The organism is Micromonospora sp. CPM1 (assembly GCF_023896895.1).
Classification (GTDB): domain Bacteria; phylum Actinomycetota; class Actinomycetes; order Mycobacteriales; family Micromonosporaceae; genus Micromonospora; species Micromonospora tulbaghiae.
The window spans coordinates 107,570-130,179 of record NZ_JAMHIU010000001.1; the positions used below are offsets into that span (position 1 = coordinate 107,570).

At 71.5% G+C, this 22,610-nt stretch carries 13 protein-coding genes, 1 tRNA gene and 3 pseudogenes; 9 read left to right on the forward strand and 8 right to left on the reverse strand.

The window, feature by feature from the left end; translation table 11 throughout:
• Position 1 precedes the first annotated feature (1 nt).
• The 4 genes and pseudogenes from M8C11_RS00415 to M8C11_RS30670 form a co-directional block, all read right to left on the reverse strand.
• The gene (locus tag M8C11_RS00415) at positions 2 to 997 is read right to left on the reverse strand and encodes a MoxR family ATPase (protein WP_013287288.1); all 996 of its coding nucleotides are present in this window, start codon (positions 995 to 997) and stop codon (positions 2 to 4) included.
• Positions 998 to 1,021: 24 nt separating this feature from the next.
• Positions 1,022 to 3,586, reverse strand: coding sequence for a fibronectin type III domain-containing protein (locus tag M8C11_RS00420; protein ID WP_252448157.1), 2,565 nt, complete (start codon positions 3,584 to 3,586; stop codon positions 1,022 to 1,024).
• Positions 3,587 to 3,783: 197 nt separating this feature from the next.
• Positions 3,784 to 4,590: a fibronectin type III domain-containing protein gene (locus M8C11_RS30665; protein ID WP_252448158.1), complete on the reverse strand. Its 807-nt coding sequence runs from the start codon at positions 4,588 to 4,590 to the stop codon at positions 3,784 to 3,786.
• 2,805 nt (positions 4,591 to 7,395) lie between these two features.
• Positions 7,396 to 7,644: pseudogene (locus M8C11_RS30670) on the reverse strand (hypothetical protein); the annotation flags it as partial.
• A 125-nt stretch (positions 7,645 to 7,769) separates the two neighbouring features.
• Between M8C11_RS30670 and M8C11_RS00435 the strand changes: the two are divergent.
• The 4 genes from M8C11_RS00435 to M8C11_RS00455 all read left to right on the forward strand — a co-directional run bounded on the left by M8C11_RS00435 (position 7,770) and on the right by M8C11_RS00455 (position 13,103).
• A tRNA-Leu gene (locus M8C11_RS00435) sits at positions 7,770 to 7,853 on the forward strand.
• 271 nt (positions 7,854 to 8,124) lie between these two features.
• Positions 8,125 to 9,024 carry a 2-hydroxyacid dehydrogenase gene (locus M8C11_RS00440; protein ID WP_135240858.1) on the forward strand — a complete coding sequence of 300 codons (900 nt, stop codon included), beginning with the start codon at positions 8,125 to 8,127 and terminating at the stop codon, positions 9,022 to 9,024.
• 759 nt (positions 9,025 to 9,783) lie between these two features.
• Positions 9,784 to 10,500 (forward strand): ABC transporter ATP-binding protein, encoded by a 717-nt coding sequence (locus tag M8C11_RS00450; RefSeq protein WP_252447710.1) that lies wholly within the window; start codon positions 9,784 to 9,786, stop codon positions 10,498 to 10,500.
• Positions 10,497 to 13,103: an ABC transporter permease gene (locus M8C11_RS00455; RefSeq protein WP_252447711.1), complete on the forward strand. Its 2,607-nt coding sequence runs from the start codon at positions 10,497 to 10,499 to the stop codon at positions 13,101 to 13,103. The genes M8C11_RS00450 and M8C11_RS00455 overlap by 4 nt, the downstream gene beginning before the upstream one ends.
• Before the next feature lie 50 nt (positions 13,104 to 13,153).
• Here the strand turns inward: M8C11_RS00455 and M8C11_RS00460 are convergent, their stop codons facing one another.
• From M8C11_RS00460 to M8C11_RS00470, 3 genes and pseudogenes are all read right to left on the reverse strand, one after another.
• Positions 13,154 to 13,813 (reverse strand): response regulator transcription factor, encoded by a 660-nt coding sequence (locus M8C11_RS00460; RefSeq protein WP_135240855.1) that lies wholly within the window; start codon positions 13,811 to 13,813, stop codon positions 13,154 to 13,156.
• A complete protein-coding gene (locus M8C11_RS00465) occupies positions 13,801 to 14,916 on the reverse strand; it encodes a histidine kinase (RefSeq protein ID WP_252447712.1) in 1,116 nt (371 codons plus the stop codon). The genes M8C11_RS00460 and M8C11_RS00465 overlap by 13 nt, the downstream gene beginning before the upstream one ends.
• A 534-nt stretch (positions 14,917 to 15,450) precedes the next feature.
• Positions 15,451 to 15,600 (reverse strand): annotated as a pseudogene (locus M8C11_RS00470) (IS5/IS1182 family transposase); the annotation flags it as partial.
• Between the two features lie 66 nt (positions 15,601 to 15,666).
• Here M8C11_RS00470 and M8C11_RS00475 point away from each other — a divergent pair.
• The 4 genes from M8C11_RS00475 to M8C11_RS00490 all read left to right on the forward strand — a co-directional run bounded on the left by M8C11_RS00475 (position 15,667) and on the right by M8C11_RS00490 (position 21,742).
• A complete protein-coding gene (locus M8C11_RS00475; RefSeq protein WP_135243986.1) occupies positions 15,667 to 18,366 on the forward strand; it encodes an AAA family ATPase in 2,700 nt (899 codons plus the stop codon).
• Between the two features lie 3 nt (positions 18,367 to 18,369).
• A complete protein-coding gene (locus M8C11_RS00480) occupies positions 18,370 to 19,248 on the forward strand; it encodes an alpha/beta hydrolase (protein ID WP_135240854.1) in 879 nt (292 codons plus the stop codon).
• A gap of 128 nt (positions 19,249 to 19,376) precedes the next feature.
• Positions 19,377 to 20,138, forward strand: a complete 762-nt coding sequence (locus M8C11_RS00485) for an ABC transporter ATP-binding protein (RefSeq protein ID WP_135240853.1) — start codon at positions 19,377 to 19,379, stop codon at positions 20,136 to 20,138.
• The gene (locus M8C11_RS00490; RefSeq protein WP_135240852.1) at positions 20,135 to 21,742 is read left to right on the forward strand and encodes a hypothetical protein; all 1,608 of its coding nucleotides are present in this window, start codon (positions 20,135 to 20,137) and stop codon (positions 21,740 to 21,742) included. Before M8C11_RS00485 ends, M8C11_RS00490 begins: the two co-directional genes overlap by 4 nt.
• Before the next feature lie 64 nt (positions 21,743 to 21,806).
• Here the strand turns inward: M8C11_RS00490 and M8C11_RS00495 are convergent, their stop codons facing one another.
• A complete protein-coding gene (locus tag M8C11_RS00495) occupies positions 21,807 to 22,052 on the reverse strand; it encodes an IS3 family transposase (RefSeq protein WP_135240851.1) in 246 nt (81 codons plus the stop codon).
• Positions 22,053 to 22,178: 126 nt separating this feature from the next.
• On the opposite strand from M8C11_RS00495, the pseudogene M8C11_RS00500 reads away from it, so the two are divergent.
• A pseudogene (locus tag M8C11_RS00500) lies at positions 22,179 to 22,506 on the forward strand (transposase family protein); the annotation flags it as partial.
• Between the last annotated feature and the right edge of the window lie 104 nt (positions 22,507 to 22,610).

Sequence of the window (22,610 nt, forward strand, 5' to 3'; positions counted from 1 at the left end):
CTCAGCCGTGCACCGCTGTGGCCTGGCCCGACGGCAGCGGCACCGGCACCGACGCGACCGCCTGGCGCAGCACCTCGGCGGGCGTCACACCACGCACCTGCGCATCGGGGGTGAGCAGCAGCCGGTGCGCGAACACCGGCTCGACGAGCGCCTTCAGGTCCTCCGGCATGATCCAGCCCCGGCCGTCGATCAGCGCGTACGCGCACGCCGCCCGGGTCAGCGCGATCACCCCGCGCGGGCTCACCCCGACCCGCACCTGCGGATGGGTACGCGTCGCCGCGGCCAGCCGCACCGCGTACGCGTAGAGCGGCTCGGCGATGTGCACCCGCCGGGCCATCTTCACCATCTCGCCCACAGTCGCGGTGTCGGTGACGGCGGTCAGCGAGTCGGGGGAGCGGACCGTGGCGCCGCGCAGCACCTCCACCTCGACCGCCTCGTCCGGATAGCCGACCGACAGCTTCACCAGGAACCGGTCGAGCTGGGCCTCGGGCAGCCGGTAGGTGCCGTCCATCTCCACCGGGTTCTGCGTGGCCACCACCAGGAACGGCTGCGGCACCGGGTGCCGTACGCCGTCCACGGTGACGGTCCGCTCCTCCATCACCTCCAGCAGCGCCGACTGCGTCTTCGGGGACGCCCGGTTGATCTCGTCGGCGATGACGATGTTGGCGAACACCGGCCCCGGGTGGAACTCGAAGCCCCGGCTGGCCTGGTTGAAGATGGTCACCCCCGACACGTCGGAGGGGAGCAGGTCCGGCGTGAACTGGATCCGCCGCCACTGCCCCTTCACCGTGGCCGCGACGGCCCGCGCCAACGTGGTCTTGCCGACGCCCGGTACGTCCTCCAGCAGCACGTGCCCCTGCGCGAACAGCGCGGTCAGCGCCAGCCGCACCACCTGCGGCTTACCGAGCACGACCGCGTTGACGTTGTCGGCCAGCCGGGCGGCCAGGGCGGCGAAGCCCTGCACCTCCGGCTGGCTCAGCGGTTCGTGCGTGTTCACGGGTGTGCCTCTCGGACGGTGCGGTCAGCAGGCCGGCAGGACGCCGAGGTCGTCGTCGCCCTCCAGGTTGAGCCAGGCCCACGGGATGTACGTCTTGCCCTTGTACTCCACCTGGACCCACCAGGTGCTCTGCTTGTTGTTGTTGTAGATCCAGGCGTCCACGTCCTCGCCCTTCACCTTGCAGTACGTGCGCAGCCGGTGGCCGTCCGGCACCCAGCCGGCCTGCCGGTCGTTGTCCTGCCTCGGCACCTCGAAGATTTCGTTGCCGTTGCGGCCCGGCACGTCCTTGTCGCAGTACGTCCGCTGGTCGCCGTCCGGACCGTTCTTGCAGGTGGCGACGCCGTACACCGGGTCGGTGGTCTGCGCGCGCGAAGCGGTGCCCTTACCGGCGGCGTTGCTCGCGGTCAGCGTCACCGTGTACGCGGTGCCCGGCGTCAGCCCGGTCACCCGCAGGCTGGAACAACTGCCGCTCGCCGTCTTCCCGCCGGTCGCCGCCGTGCAGGTGGCGCGCCCGCCGCCCGCGTCCACAGTGAACGTCACGGTCACCGACGTGGCGTCCGCCGACGAGCCGGTCACCGTGATCCGGGGCTCGGCCACCGTCCGCGCGGTGGTGCTCGCCTCCGGTCCCGCCCCGGCCTCGTTCACCGCCTTGACCTTCACCGTCACGTTCTGGCCGTTGCCCAGCCCGCCGACAGTGGCCTGCACGTCGGTCACCTCGACCGACTTCCCGGCGGCCTCCACGACGTACTTCGTGACCGGGCGGCCGTTGTCCACCGCCGGGGACCACTGCACCGTGATCGTGCCCGGCTGGTCGGCGACGGTGGACGCCCGCAGCTCCGTCGGCGCCTTCGGCGTGGTGAACGGCACCACCGTGTTGCTCACCGGCGACGCCTTCGACCCCGCGCCCTTCTCGCTCACCGCGGTCACGGTGAACGCGTACTGGGTGCCGTACTCCAGTTGCCCGGCCGGCACCACCAGCTCCGTCTTCGCCGACTCGCCGGCCGGGGCGCTCGCGCCGGCCGAGGTCGCCGTCACCGCGTACTTCGCGATCTTGTTGCCCTGGCCGTCGGCCTCGGGCCAGCTCACCCGCACCGTGCCGTCCGGCCGTGCCTCGGCGGTCACCGACGCCGGCGGGTCCGGTACCTCGGCCGTCGGCACCACCGGGTTGCTGCGCCGCGCCGGACCCTCACCCTTGGCGTTCACCGCGTGCACCGAGAACGTGTACGTCTCACCGTTGGTCAGACCGGTGATCTCCAGCGCGCGCTGGTTCGCGCCGACCTGGTGGGTCTGGCCGGCGCCCTCCACCACGTACCGGGTGATCTCGGCGCCGTTGGACGCGGCGGCCTGCCAGCTCACCCGCGCCGACGCGTCACCAGCGGCGGCCGTCACCGACTTCGGCGCACCCGGCTTGGACACCTTGGGCTTCTTCGGCGGGGGCGGCGGCGGAGCGACCGGCGGCGGGTCGCCGCCGAGCACGTCGTTGGCGTACTTGTCGACCTCACGGACCTGGTTGCGGTCGTCGACCACCTGCGCGGTGGAGGAGTCCGGCGGGTTGATGAACAGGTGGTTCTCGCGCACCTCCAGCTCGACCGGGCCGGGGCGGCCGGAGCCCTTCACGGTCTGCACGAGCTGACCCTCGGTGTCGAAGGCGTACACCGTGCCGGTGTTCTCGTCGGCGCAGTAGAACCGGCCCGCCCACGACACCGCCGGGCTCAGCCGGGCGCCGGTGCCGGGCACCGTGAACCGCTTCACCTCGCGGCTGTCCCGCACCACGTGCACCGACCGGTCACCGGAGACCGTGACCGGCACCTGCGGCCCGCTGGTACGCGTCGGCAGGTTCCCCGGCGCGGTCATGCTCAACTCCGCCCGCTGCGTCTGCCCGCCGACCACCGTCACCAGCGACGCCGAGGTGCGGTCCAGCACCGCGACGCCCTCGTCCAAGGTGGACACCACCAGCTCGTGCGCCGGCTCGGCCACGTCGTACGTCTCGACCCGCTTCGGGCTGAGCCCGGCGGGCGGCGCGTCACCGGGCGTCTCCGGCAGCTCGGCGGCGGTCACAGCCGAGACGGTGCCCTCGCTGGGCACCGCGATCCACAGCTTGCCCGCGCCGTCGAACGTGCCACCGGTGATGCCCGGCGGATAGCGGACCGGCTCGCCCACCGGCGTCAGCGCCCGCGGGTCGAGCTGCCGGACGATGCCCTGCACCGCGTCCACCACGAACGCCGCGTCCTCGTGCAGCGCCACACTCACCCCGAGCCCCGGCGCGGTCGGCGTGGTGGCCGTGATCTGCAACGTCGCCAGGTCCAGCGAGCTGACCCGGCCGGTGTTGAGGTCGCGCAGGATCAGCAGCCGGTCGGTCTGGGCCACCTGCATCTGGTGCCGGCGCCCACCCGGCACCTCCATCCGGGTGTCGACCCGCGCGGTGACGCCGTTGACCCGGGCCAGCTCGCTGCGGGTGGTGCTCCACAACCAGGAGGACGCGTCGAAGCTCGCCACCGCGTTGTCGGCCGCACCCAGCCCGAGCACCGTCAAGCCCATCGCGGCCAGCAGCGCGGCCACCGTGCCGATGGTCACCAGCCCGCCGCGCATCCGCGACCGTGGACGGGCCGGCTCCGGCCCGGTGCCCGTGACGTCCTCGATGGTGGTCACTGCCGGCTGCCTCCCCGTGTCGGTGCGGGAGAACCGCCGAGCACGGCGGACCCTCCCCAGAGCCGGGAGCCATCATAGGTGCCGTGCGGAGCCGGTGAAACCCGCACCGTCCTCCTGTGGACACCGAGCGTGTCGTCTCAGTTCGGCGTTCCGCCGCCCTCCCGGTCCGTGCAGACCTGGCCCGAGGTGGCGTACGAGTCGGTCGAATAGACAGCCAGCACCGTGAAGCAGTAGTCCAGCTTCGCGCTCAGTCCGTTCACCGTGTACCGGGTCTGCCCGGCGTCCACAGTCGCCATCACCCCGAGCTTCTGCCCGGCCCGGCCACCCGCCACCACGAACGGCACCCCGCCGTTCGTCGGATCGGTCCAGGTCACCGTCACGGTCGTGGTGTCGTCGCGCAGCTTCAGGTCACCCGGCGGCGGCCCGGCCACCTTCGGCGACGCGGAGCCGGACGCGGGCGCGGGAGCCGGAGGCGGCGCCGCCTCCCGGTTCAGCAACACCGCGCCGACACCGACCACCGCCACCACCGCGAGCACCGCACCGCCGACCAGCAGGGCCAGCACCGTCCGGTTCCGGCCCGGCCGCTCCGGCTCCATCGGGTACGCGCCCTGCTGCTCGATCGGCTGCTGGTGGAACATCGGCGGGGTCGCCGGCCACGCGCTCTGCTCCGGCTCGGCCGGCGGCTCCGGTCGCGTGGACTCGGGGAAGTCCAGCAGATCCTCGTAGATCGTCATCGGCCGGTTCGGCTCCGGCGCGTCCCGCTCCGGTTCGCCGGCCGTGTCGGTGGGCGCCGGTTCGTCCTCCTCCGGCTCCGGGTCGGTGGGCCGGTCGACCGGCTGGGACGGGGCGACGCTGCTCCACGGCGGCGCGACCATGCCCCACGGCGGTACGGAGGAACCGCTCACCGGCGCGGCGCTGACGGGTGCCGCAGGTGGTCCGCTCACGGGCGGCGGATAGGTGCCGGGGGGAGCGCTCACCGGTAGGTGTCCGGCGGGCGGCGCGCTGACCGGTGGCGGGTAGCCGGGTCCGGGCGGCGCGCTGATCGGAGGTGGGTAGCCGGGTCCGGGTGGTCCGCTGATCGGCGGGCCCGGAGGCCCGCTGACGGGCGGTGCGGGTGGTGTGCCGGTCAGCGACGGGTAGCCGGGAGCGGGTGGGCCGCTGATCGGCGGCCCAGGAGGGCCGCTGACGGGTGGCACGGTGCGCCCACCGGTCGGCGTCGGGTGGCCGGGCGCGGGTGGTGCGCTGATCGGCGGCGGATAGGCGGGTGCGGGTCCGCCGGCCGGTGGCGGGTAGCCCACGGCCGGTGCGGCGCTGACCGGTGCGGCGGGCGGGCCGCTGACCGGTGGCGCGCTGACGGGCGCGGCGCTGGCGGGCGGCGCGCTGATGTGGGGTGCGGTGGGCAGCGGTGCTCCGCCCGCCGGAGGCGCACCGGCGTCGGTGACCGGTGCACCATCCGAGCCGCCTTCACTCGTACCGGGCGCGCTCACCGGCGGTCCGCTGACCGGGGACGTGCTCACCGGCGATGCGCTCGCTGCGGAAGCGATCATCCCGGACGAGCCGGCCGACGGCGTGTCAGCAGGAGCTTTGCTGGCCGGGGGTGCGCTGACCGGGGGTTCGCCGGCGGAGGTTGTCGCTGCGGGCTTCGCCGAAGCGTCGCGGGCTGCCTTTGCGGCGTTGCGCTCCGCCTCCTCTTCCAGCAGCGGGCCGATCTGCTGCACCTGGATCGTCGGCTTGTCCCAGCCCGGTCCACCGGGGACGGGCGGCGTGGCACCGGGCTCGCCCGTTTCGGCGTCGGCCGCCCGGTTCGTATCGGGACGCGGGGGAGCGGGGACGGTCTCGGTCGTCGGCGTCGCCCGTTGGGCCGGCGCCGGTCGGGGCGCCACGGGGGCCGAGGTGGGTGCCGCTGAGGTGGCAGTGGCCGCCCGGGTTTCCGCCACCGGCTGGTCAACCGGGACCGGAGGCGCCGTCGAGCCCGCAGTGGTGACCGGCGGCGGGGCGGACCGGGTCGGGCCCGGCGGGGCGACCGGAGCGGCCGGAGGTGGTGGTAGGACACCGCGCTCCGGCGACGGGACGCGTGGCGCCGGCGGGAGGACGGTCGGAGGAGGCGGTGGCAGGACTCCGGCCGCTGGGGTCCGGGAAGCCGGAGTGCCTCCGGTGGAGGGTGGCGTCTCGACGACCGGCATTGTGGGCGGCGGCGGGATGACCGGCGGAGGCGGTAGCGGGGACGCGCCGACTGTCCCGGGCATCGGTGGGTGCGGCTGCGGCGTAGTCGCCTTGCCAGGCCTCTGCGGCGAGACGCCGACAGTGCCGGACGTCTGCGGCGGGGTGCCGGCAGTGCCGGGTGCCTGCGGGGACGGTAGCGGTCTCCCAGCGGTGCCGGGCACCGGCGGAGGCAGGACCGGAGGCATGCCGGCCACGCTCGGCGCCGGTGGTGGCGGGACCGGAGGCGCGCCGGCCACGCTCGGTGGTGGCGGGACCGGACGCGCGGGGGCGGGCGGCGCGGAGACGGGCGCGCCATGCCCTGCGGCGGCCGAGGACGCCGGGCCCGGCATCGGAGGCACCGCCGGCCTCGCGGGCGCCGGCGCGCCCGCCGTGGTTGCCGTTCCCGGCGTTCCCGGCGTTCCCGGCGTTGCCGCCGGGGCTCCGGGGGCCGGCGGGGGCACGGACGCGCCGGAGGTCGCCGGGTGCGGGGGCGCGGCAACCGGGGCGCGGGGCGGCACCGGCGTCACGCCGGGAGCGACGGCCGGTCGACCGTAGGTTCCCGGCGGAAGCGAGGTGGCGCCTGGAGCCGGTGGAACCGCGGTCACGCCCTGAGCCGACGGAACCGGGGTGACACCGTGGGCCGGGGGCACCGGACGGACGCCGGGAGTCTGCGGGGCGACCCCGGCAGCCGGCGGTGGCGCTGGTGCGGTGGGTTCGACGGGCACTACCGGGAACCGGGAGGTGGCCTCTTCCGTGATGGGCGCGAACCGGGTCGTCGCCTCTGAGGCAGCCGGCGAGGGCGGCGCCCACGGATTTGCGGGTCCGCTCGGCCCGGTGCCGGCAGGGTGCTGGGGCGGGGCAGGAGGCACCGAGGGCGGAGGGACGATCGGCGCGGCCTGATGAGGTGGCTGCCCGGCGCGGGGCGTCTGCGGTGCCGGGCCCGGGCGGGGAGCCCACTGTGAACCGGGCGCCGGCGAATGCGCGACGGGCGCACCCGGGACGACGGGCCGGGGCGGTGCCGGAGCGTGCGGGTGCGGCGGTGGGACAGGCCGCAGCGAGACGGTCGGCTCGGACCCTCCGTGCCCGGGGTAGCCGGAGGAGGCGGGACCGGGTTGGCCGGGCCGGACCGGGCCAGGGCGCCCCGGCGGTGCCGGATCGGCATGTCCGGGCACTGCTGGATAAGGGTGCCCGGGGCGTCCCGGAGTCGGGTAGCCGGGCGGGGGCGGAGCGGGGTGCGTTCCGGCAGCGGCGGCGGAGCCGCCGGGGGAGGGGCCATAGCCCGCGGGAGCGGCGGCGGAGCCGCCGAGGTACTGGCGGGCTGCGCGTACCGCGGGGTGGTCCGGACCGAGCACGGCGGCCCCGGCGGTCGCCACGCGGCTGTAGTTGCGGCGGGCCTCGTGCCGGTTGCCGAGTTCCTCGGACACCCCGGCGAGGTCGAAGCTGAGCGCGAGCATCAGCGGGTCGGCCTCGCCGCGGCGGCGCTCGCCGGCCGCGTAGGCCTCCTCGAGTACGCGCCGGGCGGCGGCCGGGTCGTCGGCCTCGCGGTGCAGCCGGGCCAGCAGGTGGCCGGTGGCCAGGACATCCTGGTGGTCCTCGCCGTACGCCGGGCGGGCCGCGATGATCGCGTCGGCGAGCAGGCGGCGGGCGCTTGTCAGGTCACCCGCGGCGCGCAGCGCGAGGGCCTGGTGTTGAGTGGCGATCAACGGGGAGGGGTGGGACACGGGAGCAATGCTGCCCGGAATGGCCTGTTGCGCGCTACCCACCCGATCTATGTGGCCGTTGACCTGCGCAAACATGCTGCGCTGGAGCTGATGTGCATGATCGTTCCGGGCCGTGTACAGTAATGCCCCGTGCGGCCCGCCGGGCCGACCGATGCGGTGAGTAGCTCACATTGGTCGACCGGGTAGGCTGGTACGTGCAGGTCCGGGTGGCGGAATGGCAGACGCGCTAGCTTGAGGTGCTAGTGCCCGTATAGGGCGTGGGGGTTCAAGTCCCCCCTCGGACACAAACGATAACCCCACGGTGTGCGCTGAGATCGACTTCAGCGCGCACCGTTTGCGTTTCCGGCTGGTAGTTCAGTCGGAGGCCGAGTTGTCGGTAGACCTCGGCTTTGTCGGCTGGGTCGGCGTTACGGAGCACGGTGGTGATGTCGCCGAGCGCGGTCACCAAGGTTGTGATCTCTCCTTGGCTCATCCTGCGCACGTTCGTGCCGATGAACGGATGTCGGCCGCTGTGCTCCCGGACATCCGACTGTCCGCCGCGGCATGATGATCGGCATGCGTTACCTGCTGCCTCACCCCGACGCCGTGGCCGACCTCAGCGATCTCGACGTCGGGCTTTACGACGGCACGCAACCCCTCCCAGAGAACCTGGACGACGTCGAGTTGTACGCAGTGCCGTACGGGATCATCGATCCGCGCCTGTGTGAGCCGATCACTCGGATGCCTCGGCTCAACGTTGTGCAGACAGTGACCGCTGGTTACGACCACGTCCTGCCATTCCTGCGGCCTGGTCTGACCCTGGCCAACGGCCGGGGTGTTCACGATGCGGCTACCGCCGAACTCGCCGTGGCGCTTACGCTCGCCGCCCGGCGCGGACTGCCGCAACTCGTTCGGGCGGGCGACGAGGGCCGCTGGGACCCGTACTGGTCGCGTGGACTAGCTGACGCCCGGGTCCTCATCATCGGCTACGGCTCGATCGGCGCCGCGATCGAACGCCGGCTCGCCGGGTTCGAGGTAGCCGTCAGCCGGGTGGCCCGGACTGCCCGCCCCGGGGTTCGGCCGATCTCGGAGATCGCGGACATGCTGCCGCACGCGGACGTCGTCATCCTTTCCGCACCGCTAACCCCGGAAACCGAAGGCATGGTGAACTCGGACTTCCTAGCCAAGATGGCCGACGGGGCCCTGCTGGTAAACGTGTCAAGGGGCCGAGTGGTGGACACCGACGCGCTGCTCACCGAACTCAGCAAAGGCCGGATGCACGCCGCCTTGGACGTTACAGAGCCCGAGCCGCTGCCCGCTGGTCACCCGCTGTGGTCCGCGCCGAATGTCCTTATCAGCCCGCACGTCGGCGGCCTGACCGCTGCGTTGTCACCCCGGGCTCGCCGCTTGTTGGTCAACCAGGTCCGGCGGCACGCAGCGGGCGAACCACTCGCGAACGTTGTCGTCGCGCCATGATCGCCCACTGCAGACGTCCGAGGTAGCGGCGACCCTCGCCCACGGGCACGTACCGCTGATGCTTCAGCCCAGGGCGGACGGGCCGGTCGAAACAGTGACCCAGGCTTGAAAGGTCAGACCCGGGTGTATGCCACGGCGCGCTGGGGCAGCCGGTGTTCGAAGCGAGGCTTCCTCTGGTGACGAAGCATGGGTGCAATTGACGCTGGGATCGGTCCAGGCGGCAGGCCAGATCGTGATGCCGGCCGGTCGCACTACGCCGGTGCCTCGCTGAAAGAACTCGTGCAGAGCGCTCGCCATCAGGTCAGGGCGCGCGGCATCGTGCACGGCTCTGGACTCGGCACTCGACGATGGGTCGTCGTGCAGACCATCGCCCTGCCGCACTGGTTCCGGCGCCTTCCGAATCCGCTGGGAGATCCGCGACGACATCCACGAAGCGTTCCTCACCCTCGCCTGCGCCGTCATCTGCTGGCGCCGACTCCAACGCTCAAAGAGTTAGGAGTTCCAAGTGCGGACCGACGGAGCGGATTCGGGTTTGTGACAACATCAACTCCCGGCTGGACATCGCGGCGAAACTACAGCTGGCTGTACCTCAGTTCCGGTAGTAGGAGGTATCAGCCCAGGCCGCCGCCACTCCTAGCATCGGACGGCATGAGATCAACGAGGGACCCGTCGAGACGGCGCGGCCCGCACGCCGAGACCGCCCCGACCGACTCGCCATACACCCGCGCATCGCCGACTTCGGGGGCATCGTCGTACGCGGTGCGCTTGGAGTCGGTGTCGAAGGAGTACGGGTCGGGGAAGAATGCGGTACGGGCTCTCGACGCGGTGACTGCCGACTTCCCGCGCGGCACGTTCACCGCCGTCATGGGCCCGTCCGGGTCCGGCAAGAGCACATTTCTGAACTGCGCGGCCGGTCTGGACCGGCCGACGTCGGGCCGGGTCATGCTGGGCGACACGGAACTGTCCAGCACGTCGGAGAGCGAGCTGACCGAACTGCGGCGCGACCGGATCGGGTTCATCTTCCAGGCGTACAACCTGCTGGGGGCGCTGACCGTCGAGGAGAACGTCACGCTGCCGCTGCGGCTGGCGGACCGGAAGGCCGACCAGGCGTTCCTGCGAAACGTGCTCGCCGCGGTCGGCCTCGGTGAGCATGTCACGCGGCGGCCGAGCGAACTTTCCGGCGGTCAGCAGCAGCGAGTCGCGGTCGCCCGCGCGCTGATCACCCACCCGGACGTGGTGGTCGCGGACGAGCCGACCGGCGCGCTGGATACCCGGTCCAGCAAGCAGGTTCTGGAACTGCTGCGACACGTCGTGGACGACATGGGGCAGACCGTGCTGATGGTCACCCACGACCCGGTCGCCGCCTCCTTCGCCGACTCGGTCGTGTTTCTCGCCGACGGCAGGATCGCGGGCGAGCTGACCCGACCCACTCCGGAGCAGGTTGCGTCGCACATGACGCACCTGGGCGAGTGGTGATCCGGCGCATCCGGCGGCTGGTCCACCTCGTGGTGCCGTACCGCAAAGATCTGTCGCTGGCGTGGAGCACGATCAAGGGGCGCAAGGGCGGTTTCGTCGGCTCCTTCCTCGCGATCGCCGCGGGCTCGGCAGTGATCACCGCATGCGGGATACTGTTGGTGTCCGGCCTCGGCACCGGCGTGACCCCCGAGCGCTACTCGGGCGCAGCGGTGGTCCTCGGCGCTGAGCAGTCGTTCTGGCTGGACGAGACCGCCGAGGTCCGCTACAGCGAGCGCGTCACGCTGCCCGCCGACAAGATCGCCGCCGTCGCTGCGGTGCCCGGTGTTCAGTCGGCCATCGGAGACGTCAACGTCGAGGTCAGCGTGCTGACCTCGAACGGCGACGCAGTGGCCGGCCCGGACGGCTTCCCGATGTTCGGACACGGCTGGTCCGCTGCGGCGCTCGCGCCGTTCCGAGTCCGCGAGGGCCGCGCACCCGCCGCGCCCGACGAAGTCGTGCTCGACGCCGACCTCGCCGCGCGCGGCGACATGTCGCTCGGCGCGACGGTTCGCCTCGTGGTCGGCTCGATCCCGTCGTCCTACCGCGTCGTGGGTATTGCCACCGCGCCGGGGGATGGGTTGGACCGGCAGTCCGCCGTGTTCGTCACCGACGATCAGGCGTCCAAGCTGTCCGGCCGTCCGGACCGGGTGGACGCCATCGGCGTGCTCGCCGCACCCGGTGTGACCCCTGAGCAGTTGGCCGAACGCATCACGGCCGCCGTGCCGGGCGTGGTGGCCCATACCGGCGCGGGACGCGGCGACGTGGAGTTCCTGGACGTAGGCGACGCCCGCAGCCTAGTAGTCGAGTCGGCCGCGTCGTTCGGCGGCACCATGGTGCTGATCGTGGTGTTCGTGGTGGCCAGCACTCTCGCCCTGTCGGTGCGGCAGCGGAGACGCGAACTGGCCGTGCTGCGGGCCATCGGCGCGACGCCAAAACAGATCCACCGGATGATCGGCGCCGAGATGACCCTCGTGTCGTCGGTCGGCGCCGTCGTCGGCGCGATGCCCGGTGTGGCGCTCGCGTTCGTGATGCGCGGCGTGTTCGTCCTCGCGGACGCGATGCCTCCGGACTTCCAGATGCGGGTGGGGTTGTTGCCCCTCCTGGCCGCGCTGGTGCTGTGCATGACCAGCGCCCGGCTCGCCGGCTGGCTGGTCGCGCGCCGGGTGGCCAAGGTCAGCCCGGTCGAGGCGATCGGAGACGCCACGGTCGAGCCCAAGAAACTCGGCTGGGTCCGGTTGACCATCGGCGTCCTACTCATCCCGCTCGGGCTGCTGCTGACCTTGGGCAACGTCGCGTCGCCGGGCGACTCGGCCGCCGACACCGCGGGGAGCGCGGTCCTGTTGTTCGTCGTGGCGCTCGGGTGTCTTGGACCCCTGCTGCTTCGCGGCACCATCGTGCTGTTCGGCTCGCGCCTGAACCGGCAGACCACGGCCGGCGGCTTCCTCGCCCAGGCCAACGCGCGGGCCAACTCGCAGCGGCTCAGCTCGGCCACCACACCGCTGGCCATGGGCGTAACCCTGGCCGCCGTGCAGGTGTTCGGCGCCTCCACGACGACCGCCGGAGCGCAGCACCAACTCGAGAACGGCCTGCGGGCCGACCACGTGCTGACCGCCTCGTCCGGTGCCGGTGTGTCTCCGGAGGTCGTAGACGCCGTGCGCGGCGTGCCCGGCGTCGCCGTGGCGACGCCGATGGCGCGGACGCAGGTGCTGTTGACATTCCCGTCCGAGGACAGCACCGCCACCAAGGTCTTCGCCGCCCAGGGCGTGGCACCCGAACGGCTCTCCGAAACCATGGACCTCGCGGTGGACCAGGGCGACATCGCCGACCTGCGGGGCGACGCGGTGGCGCTGAGCCGGGTCGTCGCGCAGACCGTCCGAGCGAAAGTCGGCGGGACGATCGAGCTCCGGCTCGGCGACGGCACGGTGGTCAAGCCACGGGTGGTGGCGATCTACGAGAACGGCCTGGGCTTCGGGGACGTCACCCTGCCCAACGACCTCGTCATCGCCCACACCACCGCGCGGGTGGTCACCGCAGTACTGATCAGATCGGTGCACGGGACCGACCCAGAGGCGCTCGTCGGCGCGCTACGTGGCGCCGTCGCACACTACCCCACGGTCCAGGTCGGCGACCGGCAGACGTTCCTGGCCGCACCCGGGTCCGGCGGCTCGGGTGACTGGGCGCTGAACCTGCTATTCCAGACGGTGCTGCTGGGCTACATCGCCATCGCCGTGGTGAACACCCTCGTGATGGCCACAGCGGCGCGAGTTCGCGAGTTCGCGATGCTGCGACTCATCGGCGCCAGCCGAGACCAGGTCCGCGCGATGATGAACGGCGAGGCCAGGATCGTGGTCTTTTCGGCGCTGCTGTTCGGCTTGCTGGCAACGATCCCACCGCTGATCGGCATCAGCCTCGGATTGACGAAGTCGTCCGTTCCCACGATTTCCCTCACCGGGCTCATGGCGATCGTGACGCTCACCATCGCACTCTCCTGGGTTGCGATCAGTATGGCCACCCGGTATGCGATGCGATCCGCGCCGGTCGACGCGATCGGCGGGCGCGAGTGAGCCGCTTGGCGGCGGCTCGCGAGTGATCGACGACGAAGACGGGGGTCAGGTTAGCGACCGCTCATCTGGCCCCCGGCGTTGAGGTAGGCGAGGACGGCGAGGACGCGGCGATGGCCGCTGTCGGTCACGGCGAGGCCGAGCTTGGCGAAGATGTTGCCGATGTGCTTGTGGACAGCGTTGTCGGTGATAACCAGCTGCGTTGCGATCGCGTTGTTGTCGTGACCCTGTGCCATTAATGCGAGCACCTCGCGTTCGCGTGGGGTGAGGGCGGCGATCGGGTCGCCGGCGCGTTGGACGAGCTGGGCGATGACCTCGGCATCCATCGCGGTACCACCGGCGGCGACGCGGCGCAGCGCGTCGACGAACCCGTCCACCCGGCTGACCCGGTCCTTCAGGAGATAGCCGACGCCACCTCCGGTGGTGGAGAGCAGTTCGGCGGCGTACTGCTGCTCGACATATTGCGACAACACCAGGACCGGCAGGCCGGGATGCTCCCGGCGGGCCTGCAGGGCGGCACGGATACCTTCGTCGCGAAACGACGGCGGCAGCCGGACATCGACAATTGTGACGTCGGGCCGGTGCTCCCGCACCGCAGTGAGGAAACCCGCCGCATCCTCGGCGACGGCGGCGATCTGGAAGCCCGCTCGGCCCAGCAGCAGTTCCAGCCCGGTGGACAGCAGCACGTTGTCTTCGGCGATCACCACCCGCACGGCAGTTCCACGGTGATGGCCGTCGGCCCGCCGGCCGGACTGTCGACCTCGACGGTGCCGTCGAGCGCGAGTACCCGGCGCCGTATCCCGGCGATGCCGGTGCCCCGCCGATCGTCGGCACCGCCGGTACCGTTGTCAGTGATCACCACCGACAACCGATCCGCCGTGCGGCTCACCCGTACGCCGGCCGCGGTCGCCTGGCTGTGTCTGGTGACGTTGGTGAGTGCCTCGGCGACGGTGAAGTAGACGACGGCCTCCACAGCCGGCGGGACCCGTTCGAGGTCGCCGATGTCCAGCCGGGTTGGCACGCCGCAGCCGGTGGCCACGGCGGTCAGGGCACCGTCGAGGCCCCGATCGGCGAGAATCGGCGGATAGACGGAGCGGATCACCTCGCGCAGTTCGGTCATCGCCTCTTCGGTTCCTTCGTGTGCCTCCCGGAGGAGTCCTTCCACAAACTGCTCGTCCCGCGGATTGTCGGAGAACGCCTGCCGGGCCACGGCCAGCCGCATCGCGATGGCCACCAGCCGGGCCTGGGTGCCGTCGTGCAGGTCGCGTTCGATCCGGCGCAGCTCCGCGCCGTGCGCGTCGAGCACGTCCGCTCGGGTGCGGGTCAACACGGCGACCCGTTCGGCGAGCTCGTCGTTCGTCGAGTGCGACAGCACCACCAGGCAAATTCGGGCGTGTGCGCGAGCGATCGGTGCGAAGCCCACGTACGCCAGCCCGGTGAGGAGGAGGATCTGCAGTGGACCGAGGGTGAGGGCTGTCGCCCAGCCGGTCACCGGAACGTCGATGAACAGCCGTGGCCGGTCCTCCGGCCTGAACGCCCACCACAGCGGTGTGGCGATCAAGGCGACGACGATGTTGCCCGTGCATAGCAGCGCGGGCAGGCCAAACACCACCCCGGTCAGCGCGTTCGCCGGCAGCCACAGCAGGGCGCGGGAGGTACGGACCGTGGCCGAATCGGCCCGTGCCCCGCCTCCTGTCGCGCGCAGAGCAGGACGCGATGCAAACGGCGCGCCGAGCAGCCGGCCGGCACGGTAGCGGTGCCAGTCCGCCCACAGCCGGGACGGCCCCGGGATGCACAGCAGCGGCAGCGCGAGCACCGTGGCGACCCCGGAGAGTAGCGAGCCCAGCAGGTAGAACCCGCAACGCCGCACCCACGCCCATCGTCCCCATCGCCGACTCGACGTCACAGGATGGCCTTTCCCTGTACCCGCCGAGGCAGCTCGCCTTGTTGACACCGCGTCAAGTCTGCCCGGTGGCCGCCGCCCGTGCCATGACAGGCAGCCGCCGGCCAGCCAGCGACGCAGCGGATCGGTGAGCGATTTGACGACGACCACAGCTCAAGCAGTTCGGCATCATCCACCGCGCTCAAGGTACAGAGCCAGCGAAACGCGCACACGCGTGCCACGATGCCGACATCAGCGCGTGCTTCTGCCGCAGTCCGTTGCCCGACCGACTCAGTGTGAGCATGGGAAATCGAACGCTGGCGCGCTCACCGCACGATATCGGCGCGGCTGGTGCTCCGACGTGTGTGTCTGGCGTACCTAGCGCTGCACTGGAAGCCGTACGCCGACAACCGTGCTGCGGTGCCCCGCTTGATCGGGGTGCCACGCTGCCGTGGGCTCCCTAGGTGGCCCCTTGCCGGTGAAAGTCATCGCGTCTGTCCTGGTCAATGCGTCGATGATGCCGTGTGTGCGGGCTGCGGTCGGGTCGTGGACCGCATCTCGGTGAAGCCGGACGAGGCGGCCGGTGGCGGCGGTCATGACCTGCACGTTCACGCCGTGTCACCGTTTGTGAGAAGTGACTCTGTGGGGATGGGACGGCGTGGAAGTCTCCTAGAGTGGTTGTTCGTGCTTTACGGCAGGTCGGCGGAGGTCAGCGCACTCGACGAGGTGATCGCGCGGGCTCGCGACGGCGTTGGTGGTGCGGTGGTGTTGCGGGGCGAGGCAGGCGTGGGCAAGACGGCCCTGCTCGACGCGGTGGCCGTGCGTGGCGGCGCGATGCGTGTGCTGCGGACCACCGGCGTCGAGGCTGAGACCGACCTCGCGTTCGCCGCGCTGCACCAGGTGCTGTGGCCGGTGACCGGCATGCTCGACGCGCTGCCCGAACCGCAGCACGACGCTGTGTGCGCGGCGCTGGGGCTCGCCGCGGACACTGCCGGCGACCGGTACCTGCTGGGCGCTGGCGTGCTCTCGCTGCTGGTCGAAGCCGCCGCGCCGGATGGGCTGATCTGTGTGGTCGACGACTTCCAGTGGATCGACCAGGCCTCGGCCGACGCACTGCTGTTCGCCGCCAGGCGGCTGGAGACCGAAAAGATCGCGATGTTGTTCGCCGTGCGCGGGGACGCTCCGGTCAAGGGTGTGCCTCTGACGGTGGAGGTGCGTGGCCTCCCCGGAGCCGCCGCAGCCGAGATGCTGGAGTCCCGCTGCGGTGTGCAGCCCTGTGTGGCGCGGGAACTCGTCACGCTGACCCGCGCGAACCCGCTCGCGCTGGGCGAGATAGCCGCCCGCCTGACACCTGCGCAACTCGCCGGCAGCGAACCGCTGCCCGACCCGCTGCCCGGTGGGACCCGACTGTTCGGCGACCGGGTGGCCGCGTTGTCCGCCTCCGCCCGGCTGCTCGCGCTGGTTGCCGCCGTGGAGGCTGACCTCGACCTGGTCCTGCGCGCCACCGACCGGTTGTCCGCCGAGCGGACGGTACTGCCCGGAGAGTACATGGGGACGTGGGCCGGGCGGATGGCGCTGGCCGAGCTGGAGGAGTCCGGGCTGGCCGAGCTTTCGGGTACGCGCGTGCGCTTCTGCCATCCGCTCATCCGGTCGGCGGTGCACGAGGCGGACACCCCGGCCAGGATCCGCCGGGTGCATGCCGTACTGGCGGAACTCACCGAGGGTGAGCGTCGCGCCTGGCACCTGGCCGGAGCCGCCATGGGCCAGGACGAGCGGGCCGCCACCGAGTTGGTGACCGCCGCGGAGCTGGCGCGCGACCGCGGTGGGTACGGCACCGCTGCCGCAGCCCTGGCCCGGGCCGCCGAGCTGACCCCCGAGCCGCGCACCCGTGCTGCCCGCCTGAAGGACGCCGCCGTCGCGGCCTGGCTTGGTGGTCGCCCCGGGCAGGCGGAGTCGCTGCTGGCCGAGGCCCGTGACCAGGCTGGCGCGGATGCCGGCCTCGCCGTGGAGATCGCCCAGCTCAAGGGCAGGTTTGAGCTGAACTCCGGCAACGCCGCTGAGGCCGTGCGGATCCTGGCGGCGGGCGACAGCCTGGAGATGCTGGCCGATGCCGCGGAGGCCGCTTCGTACGTCGGCGACACGGCGGCCATCATCGAGCTCGGGCGGAGGGCGGCAGGGCACCGCGAGGGATTCTTGCGGGACACGGTTGCCGGGATCGGTCTGGCGCTGGATGGCGACGCTGCCGGTCCGGGTCTGCTGCGGCGGGCGCTGGCGCGGGTCGGCGAGCTGGGGGAGGCGGCGGAGTACCTGTGGGCGGCGGCCGCGGCCAGCCATCTGGGCGAGTCGGATCTGGCGACCGAGATGGCCGAGCGGGCCGGACGGGTGGCCAGGATGTCGGGGATGACCGGGCAGCTGCCGGTCGTGCTGGAGTTCGTGGCGACGGCCGAGCGCATCGCCGGGCGGCTGGCAAGCAGCCAGGCCATCTCCGAGGAGGGCCTGGAACTGGCCCGCGAGGCCGGCTATGAGAACACTGTGGCCGCGCACCTGGCCAACCTGGCGGTCCTGGCGGCGCTGCGAGGCGAGGAGGAGATTTGTGAACGGCAGGCCCGCGAGGCGCTGGCCATCGCCATACCGCACCGGGTAGGTCTGCGGGCAGGGGTCGCCGCGTACGCGCTGGCGCTGCTCGACCTGTGCCTGGGACGCTACGCGACGGCGCATGACCGCTTCACGGCCATCGCCGAGGCGGGACCGGGTGTCGGGCATCCCACCGTGGTGTGGCGGACGGCGCCGGATCGCGTCGAGGCCGCCCTGGGCGCGGGCGACGAGGTGGGTGCGCGGGCGGCGCTCGAGGCGTACGAGCGATGGTCGGCGTACGCCGCGACGTCTGAGTCGCGCGCCCTGCTGGCCCGTTGCCGGGGCTTGGCCGAGTCGTCCGAGGACGCCTTCGGCGAGGCGTTGCGGCTGCACACCAATCCGTTCGAGGAGGCCAGGACGGCTCTACTGCTGGGTGAGCGCCTGCGCCGAGCGCAGCGGCCGGGCGACGCGCGGGCGCATCTGCGGATGGCGTGGGAGACGTTCGAGCGGGCAGGCGCGAAGCCGTGGGCGAGGCGCGCACAAGGTGAGCTGCGGGCGGCGGGCGAGAGCGGGCAGGCCCCGGGCTCGGCCGTGCTGGACGCGCTGACCCCGCAGGAGTTGCGCATCGCGGGCCTGGTCGCCGACGGGTTGTCGAGCAAGCAGATCGCCGCCCAGCTGTTCCTGAGCCCTCGCACGGTCGAGTACCACCTGTACAAGATCTACCCGAAGCTGGGCATCGGCTCCCGCACGGAACTGGCGCGACTAGTAGTTCTACAGAAGGCGCCCGCAGCGGAAGAGGACATGCTCTGAGACATGACTGAGGTGAACATCTGGAGTGAAGAGTTCGGCGCCGTAACAGATGCGCCGATCCTGTTGATCATGGGGTCGATGTCGCAGGGCGTTCTGTGGCCGGACGAGTTCGTCGGCCGCCTTGTCGCCGGAGGCCGCAGGGTGATCCGGTACGACCACCGTGACACCGGCATGTCGGGCACGGTCGACTTCGCGGCACAGCCGTACACGTGGAACGACATCAAGAACGACGTGTACCGCGTGCTGGACGCCCACGGCCTGGAGAGCGCCCACCTGGTCGGCCACTCGGCCGGCGGGCTGCTCGGCCAGTTCGTCGCGGTGGAGCAGCCGGAGCGGGTGCGCTCACTGACCGTCATCGCCTCCTCGCCGCTCGGCGGCGGTGAAGGTCAGGTGATCCTGCGGGCTCTGCTGAGGCAGCCGCAGCCCGAGGACAGCCTGCCCGAGCCGACGCCGGAGTTCGTGGCCTTCTACCGGGCGCTGATGACCGCCGCACCGCCCGAGGACCGGCGCACCCAGATCAACAGCATGATCGCCGAACAGCGCGTGCTGCACGGCACCGGGCTGCCGTTCGACGGGGACGCGGCGCGCCGGCTACAGGAACGAATCTACGACCGGGCCCGCGACCTGACGGCGGTGGCCAACCACCGGCTGGCCGCTGCGGCCAGCCCGGACTTCGAGCCGGTGGGCGTGCTGCACCAGCTGAAGGCGCCCACGCTGGTCATCGAGGGCAGCCACGAGCCGGTCAAGCCGGGTCACGGCGCGATCATCGCCGAGCAGATCCCGGGAGCGCGGCTGATGATCACGGCGGGCATGGGGCATACGCTTCCGCCGGAGGTGCACGAGGAACTGGCCGTCGCCATCCTCACGCACACCGCCGAGTGATAGCTCATCCGACTGCGCTGCTCCGGCAACCCGCTTCGACGTCCTGTCGCATGGACGAGATCCGCGGCCTGATCGACGAATAGTGCGGCCGAATTGACCGGTCTGCCGTTCCTTGCCGGAAAGAGACGATGCAAGTGTTCGATTACACTGTCCCAGCCGTTGAGGTAACTGACCTCACCCAGCGTTTCGGCGCTGTACTCGCCGTCGACCGGGTCAGCTTGAGCATCCCAGCGGGAATGTGTTACGGCATCGTCGGCCCGAACGGGGCCGGCAAGACCACCACGCTGACGGCCATGTGCGGGTTGCGGGAGCCGACCTCCGGCACGGTCAGGATCGCCGGTCATGACCTGCGAACCGATCGGCAAGCCGCGCTCGCCCAGCTCGGCATCATGATGGACGGGCTGTCGCTACCCGAACGGCTGACCGCCACCGAGGCGCTGCGGTACAGCGCCGGGCTGCGTGGGCTGGATGACAGCTGGCGGGTCCGCGCCGAGGACCTGCTGGAGATCCTTGGCCTCGACGCTGCTCCACGCGCGCTGATCGTGGAGTATTCCACCGGTATGCGCAAGAAGATCAATCTGGCGCTGGCGATGCTGCACCGCCCCCGGGTGCTGGTCCTCGACGAGCCGTTCGAGGCAATCGACCCGGTCTCGGCCCGCTCCATCGAACAGGTGCTCACACAGTACGTCGCCGCCGGCGGCACGGTGGTCATGTCGAGCCACATGATGGACTTCGTCGAACGCAACTGCCGCCGGGTGGCGTTGGTGGCCGGTGGCCGGGTGTTGGTCGAGGGGCCGGTAGACGAGGTGGCAGCGAACGGGACGCTCAACGAACGTTTCGTCGAGCTGGTCGGCGCCGATCCGGTCCGCCCGTTGAGGTGGCTGACATGACCCGAGCCCTGTTCGCGCTGAAGCTACGCCTGCTTCGCAACGGCCCGCACAACGAGCGCGGATTCAGCCTGGTCGCCGGTATGGCCCTGGCCGCGTTGGTGGTCGTCGGCGCAGCGGTGGCCAACCGCGGACTGCTCCACGAAGGCTGGATCGCCGTGGCGCTCACCGGATGGGGAGGCATGTGGCTGTTCGGCCCTCTGACCCAGCCCCGCCACGATCCGTCGGTCATCTCGCGCGACTGGTTACGCGGCTATCCGCTGCGGCCATGGCGCGCGGCTCGGGCTTTGTCCTGGACCGAGCTGCTGGGCGTCGGCCCGCTGGTTACGCTGACCTGTCTGTCGTCCCTGGTCGTGCTGGCCGCACCGGGCGGCCTGACGGCGGCCACGATCGGCGCGGTGGCGATGGTGGCACAGCTGTATCTGCTGGTCTGGGCGGGTAAGACGGTGGCGGTGATCGCGGCCTGGCTGTTGCAGACCCGGGCCGGGATGAGGCTGGCCGCCATCCAGACCGCCGTCATGCTCGCGCTGTCGTTCGCTGGCTGGGTGCCGATCGCGGCCTGGTTGCTGCCCCGCCTCGGTCAGAGCGACACCACCCTGGTCCTCCCTACCTTCGGGCAGCTACCCGCGCCGATCATCGACGTGCTCGCCCTCCTGCCCACGGGATGGGGGTACCGCGCCGCGATCGCCGCCCGTGACAACGCCGGGACGGAAACGGTCGTCGTGCCGCTGATGGCCCTCCTGGCCCTGGGTGCACTGCTGCACATGGGCTGGACCACCCTGACAGCGCGGGCCCTACGCCGCCCACCTCGCCTCGTGACGCCGCGACGCCCTCACGCACCGGGTCGTGGGCTGTCGCTTCCGTTCACGACGCCGCAGGTGTCCGCTGTCGTCTCGCGAGAGCTGGCCACCTGGTCGCGGGATCCCGCGCGCGGTGTGGAACTGCGTAGTGCCTGGCTGACCCCGCTGTTGATGGCGCTCATCATCGGGGTCACCGACTGGAGTTGGGCGCTGCCCCTCGTGGGTTCCGCTGCGGCGGTGTTCGGCGCGATGGTCGCGGTCAACACCTACGCCCTGGACGGCACGGCCCTGTGGCAGCTGCTCACCACACCGGGCGCCCTTCAGGCTGACGTACGCGGCCGGATGGCGGCATGGTTCTTGTTATTCGGCGTACCGTCGATCGTGCTGGCGGCCGTGTTGTGGGCCGTGACCCGCTCTCCGCTGGGCGTCGTCGCCATCAGCGGCGCCATCGCCGCAGCCGCAGTGGCCTGCGCCGTGGCACCGCTGATCGCGCTCCTGATGCCGGCTGTCGGCACCGATGCCCGCGATCGCCGCTACCCTGGACAACGAGCAGGCGATCCGACCGGTGGACAAATGACGATCTTCCCCGTGGTCCTGCTGGGCGCCATTCTCCCTGGCATCATCGGCACCACCACCGGGAGTCACTTGTGGACGCCGGTGCTCGCGGCCATCCTGCTAGCCGCGGTCAGCCTCTCCCTGACCCCCACCCTCACCGCGCGTCTGCTGCAGCGGCGAGGCGCCCGCCTGCTCGACGTGATGGTCTCCCGCGACGCTGCCCTGTTACAGAGGTTGAATCGTCAGGGTTAGATCACCGGCATGACGGACTGGTCCCAGCTCATGCATGCCTACGGCGTGGCAGATGAAGTGACCCCTATCGGCCGGACACCTCGATGTCTGTCGGGGACTCTCGGTGGATCTTCTCGTAGGTGTCGGGGCTGACGTTACCCAGCCGGCTGTGCCGTCGGCGAGGGTTGTAGAAGCCTTCGATGTAGGAGAAGACCTCCATTTCCAGTTCGTGCCTGCTGGGCCAGGCTCGGGTGTAGACCAGTTCGGTCTTGAGGGTGGCGAAGAACGTTTCGGCCATGGCGTTGTCGTAGCAGTCGGCGACTGAACCCATGGAGGCGAGGAGGCCGCAGGAGCGCAGGGTGCGGCCGAACTCGAACGACGTGTACTGCGTTCCCCGATCCGGGTGTGAATGAGCTGGTCACGGGCCGGCCGGCGATGCTGGATGGCCATGCCGGCCGAGTCGAGGATGAGCTCGTGGCGGCGCCTCGACGCGGGACGCCAGGCACTGCTCGCCCTGGCTCACCTGCGCAACGGTGATACCTACACCCGGCTGGCCGCCGGGTTCGCCGTCGGCGTGACCACCGCATGGCGGTACGTGCAGGAAGCGATAGCCCTGCTCGCGGCGGCCGCCGACGACCTGGCCACCGCCATGGACCGGATCCGCCGACTGGCATACGCGATCCTGGACGGCACCCTGATTCCGGTCGACCGGGTCGCCGACCAGAAGCCGTACTACTCCGGGAAACACAAGCACCACGGCGTAGACGTGCAGGTCATCGCTGCCAGGGTGCGGGCCGACCGAGCCGCTCGGCCCGCTCGAACAGCCCGCACCGGCGTCGGCGGGTCCGCCACGCGTCATGGCGAGACCCGTGGTGCCGGGCGAGCGGGC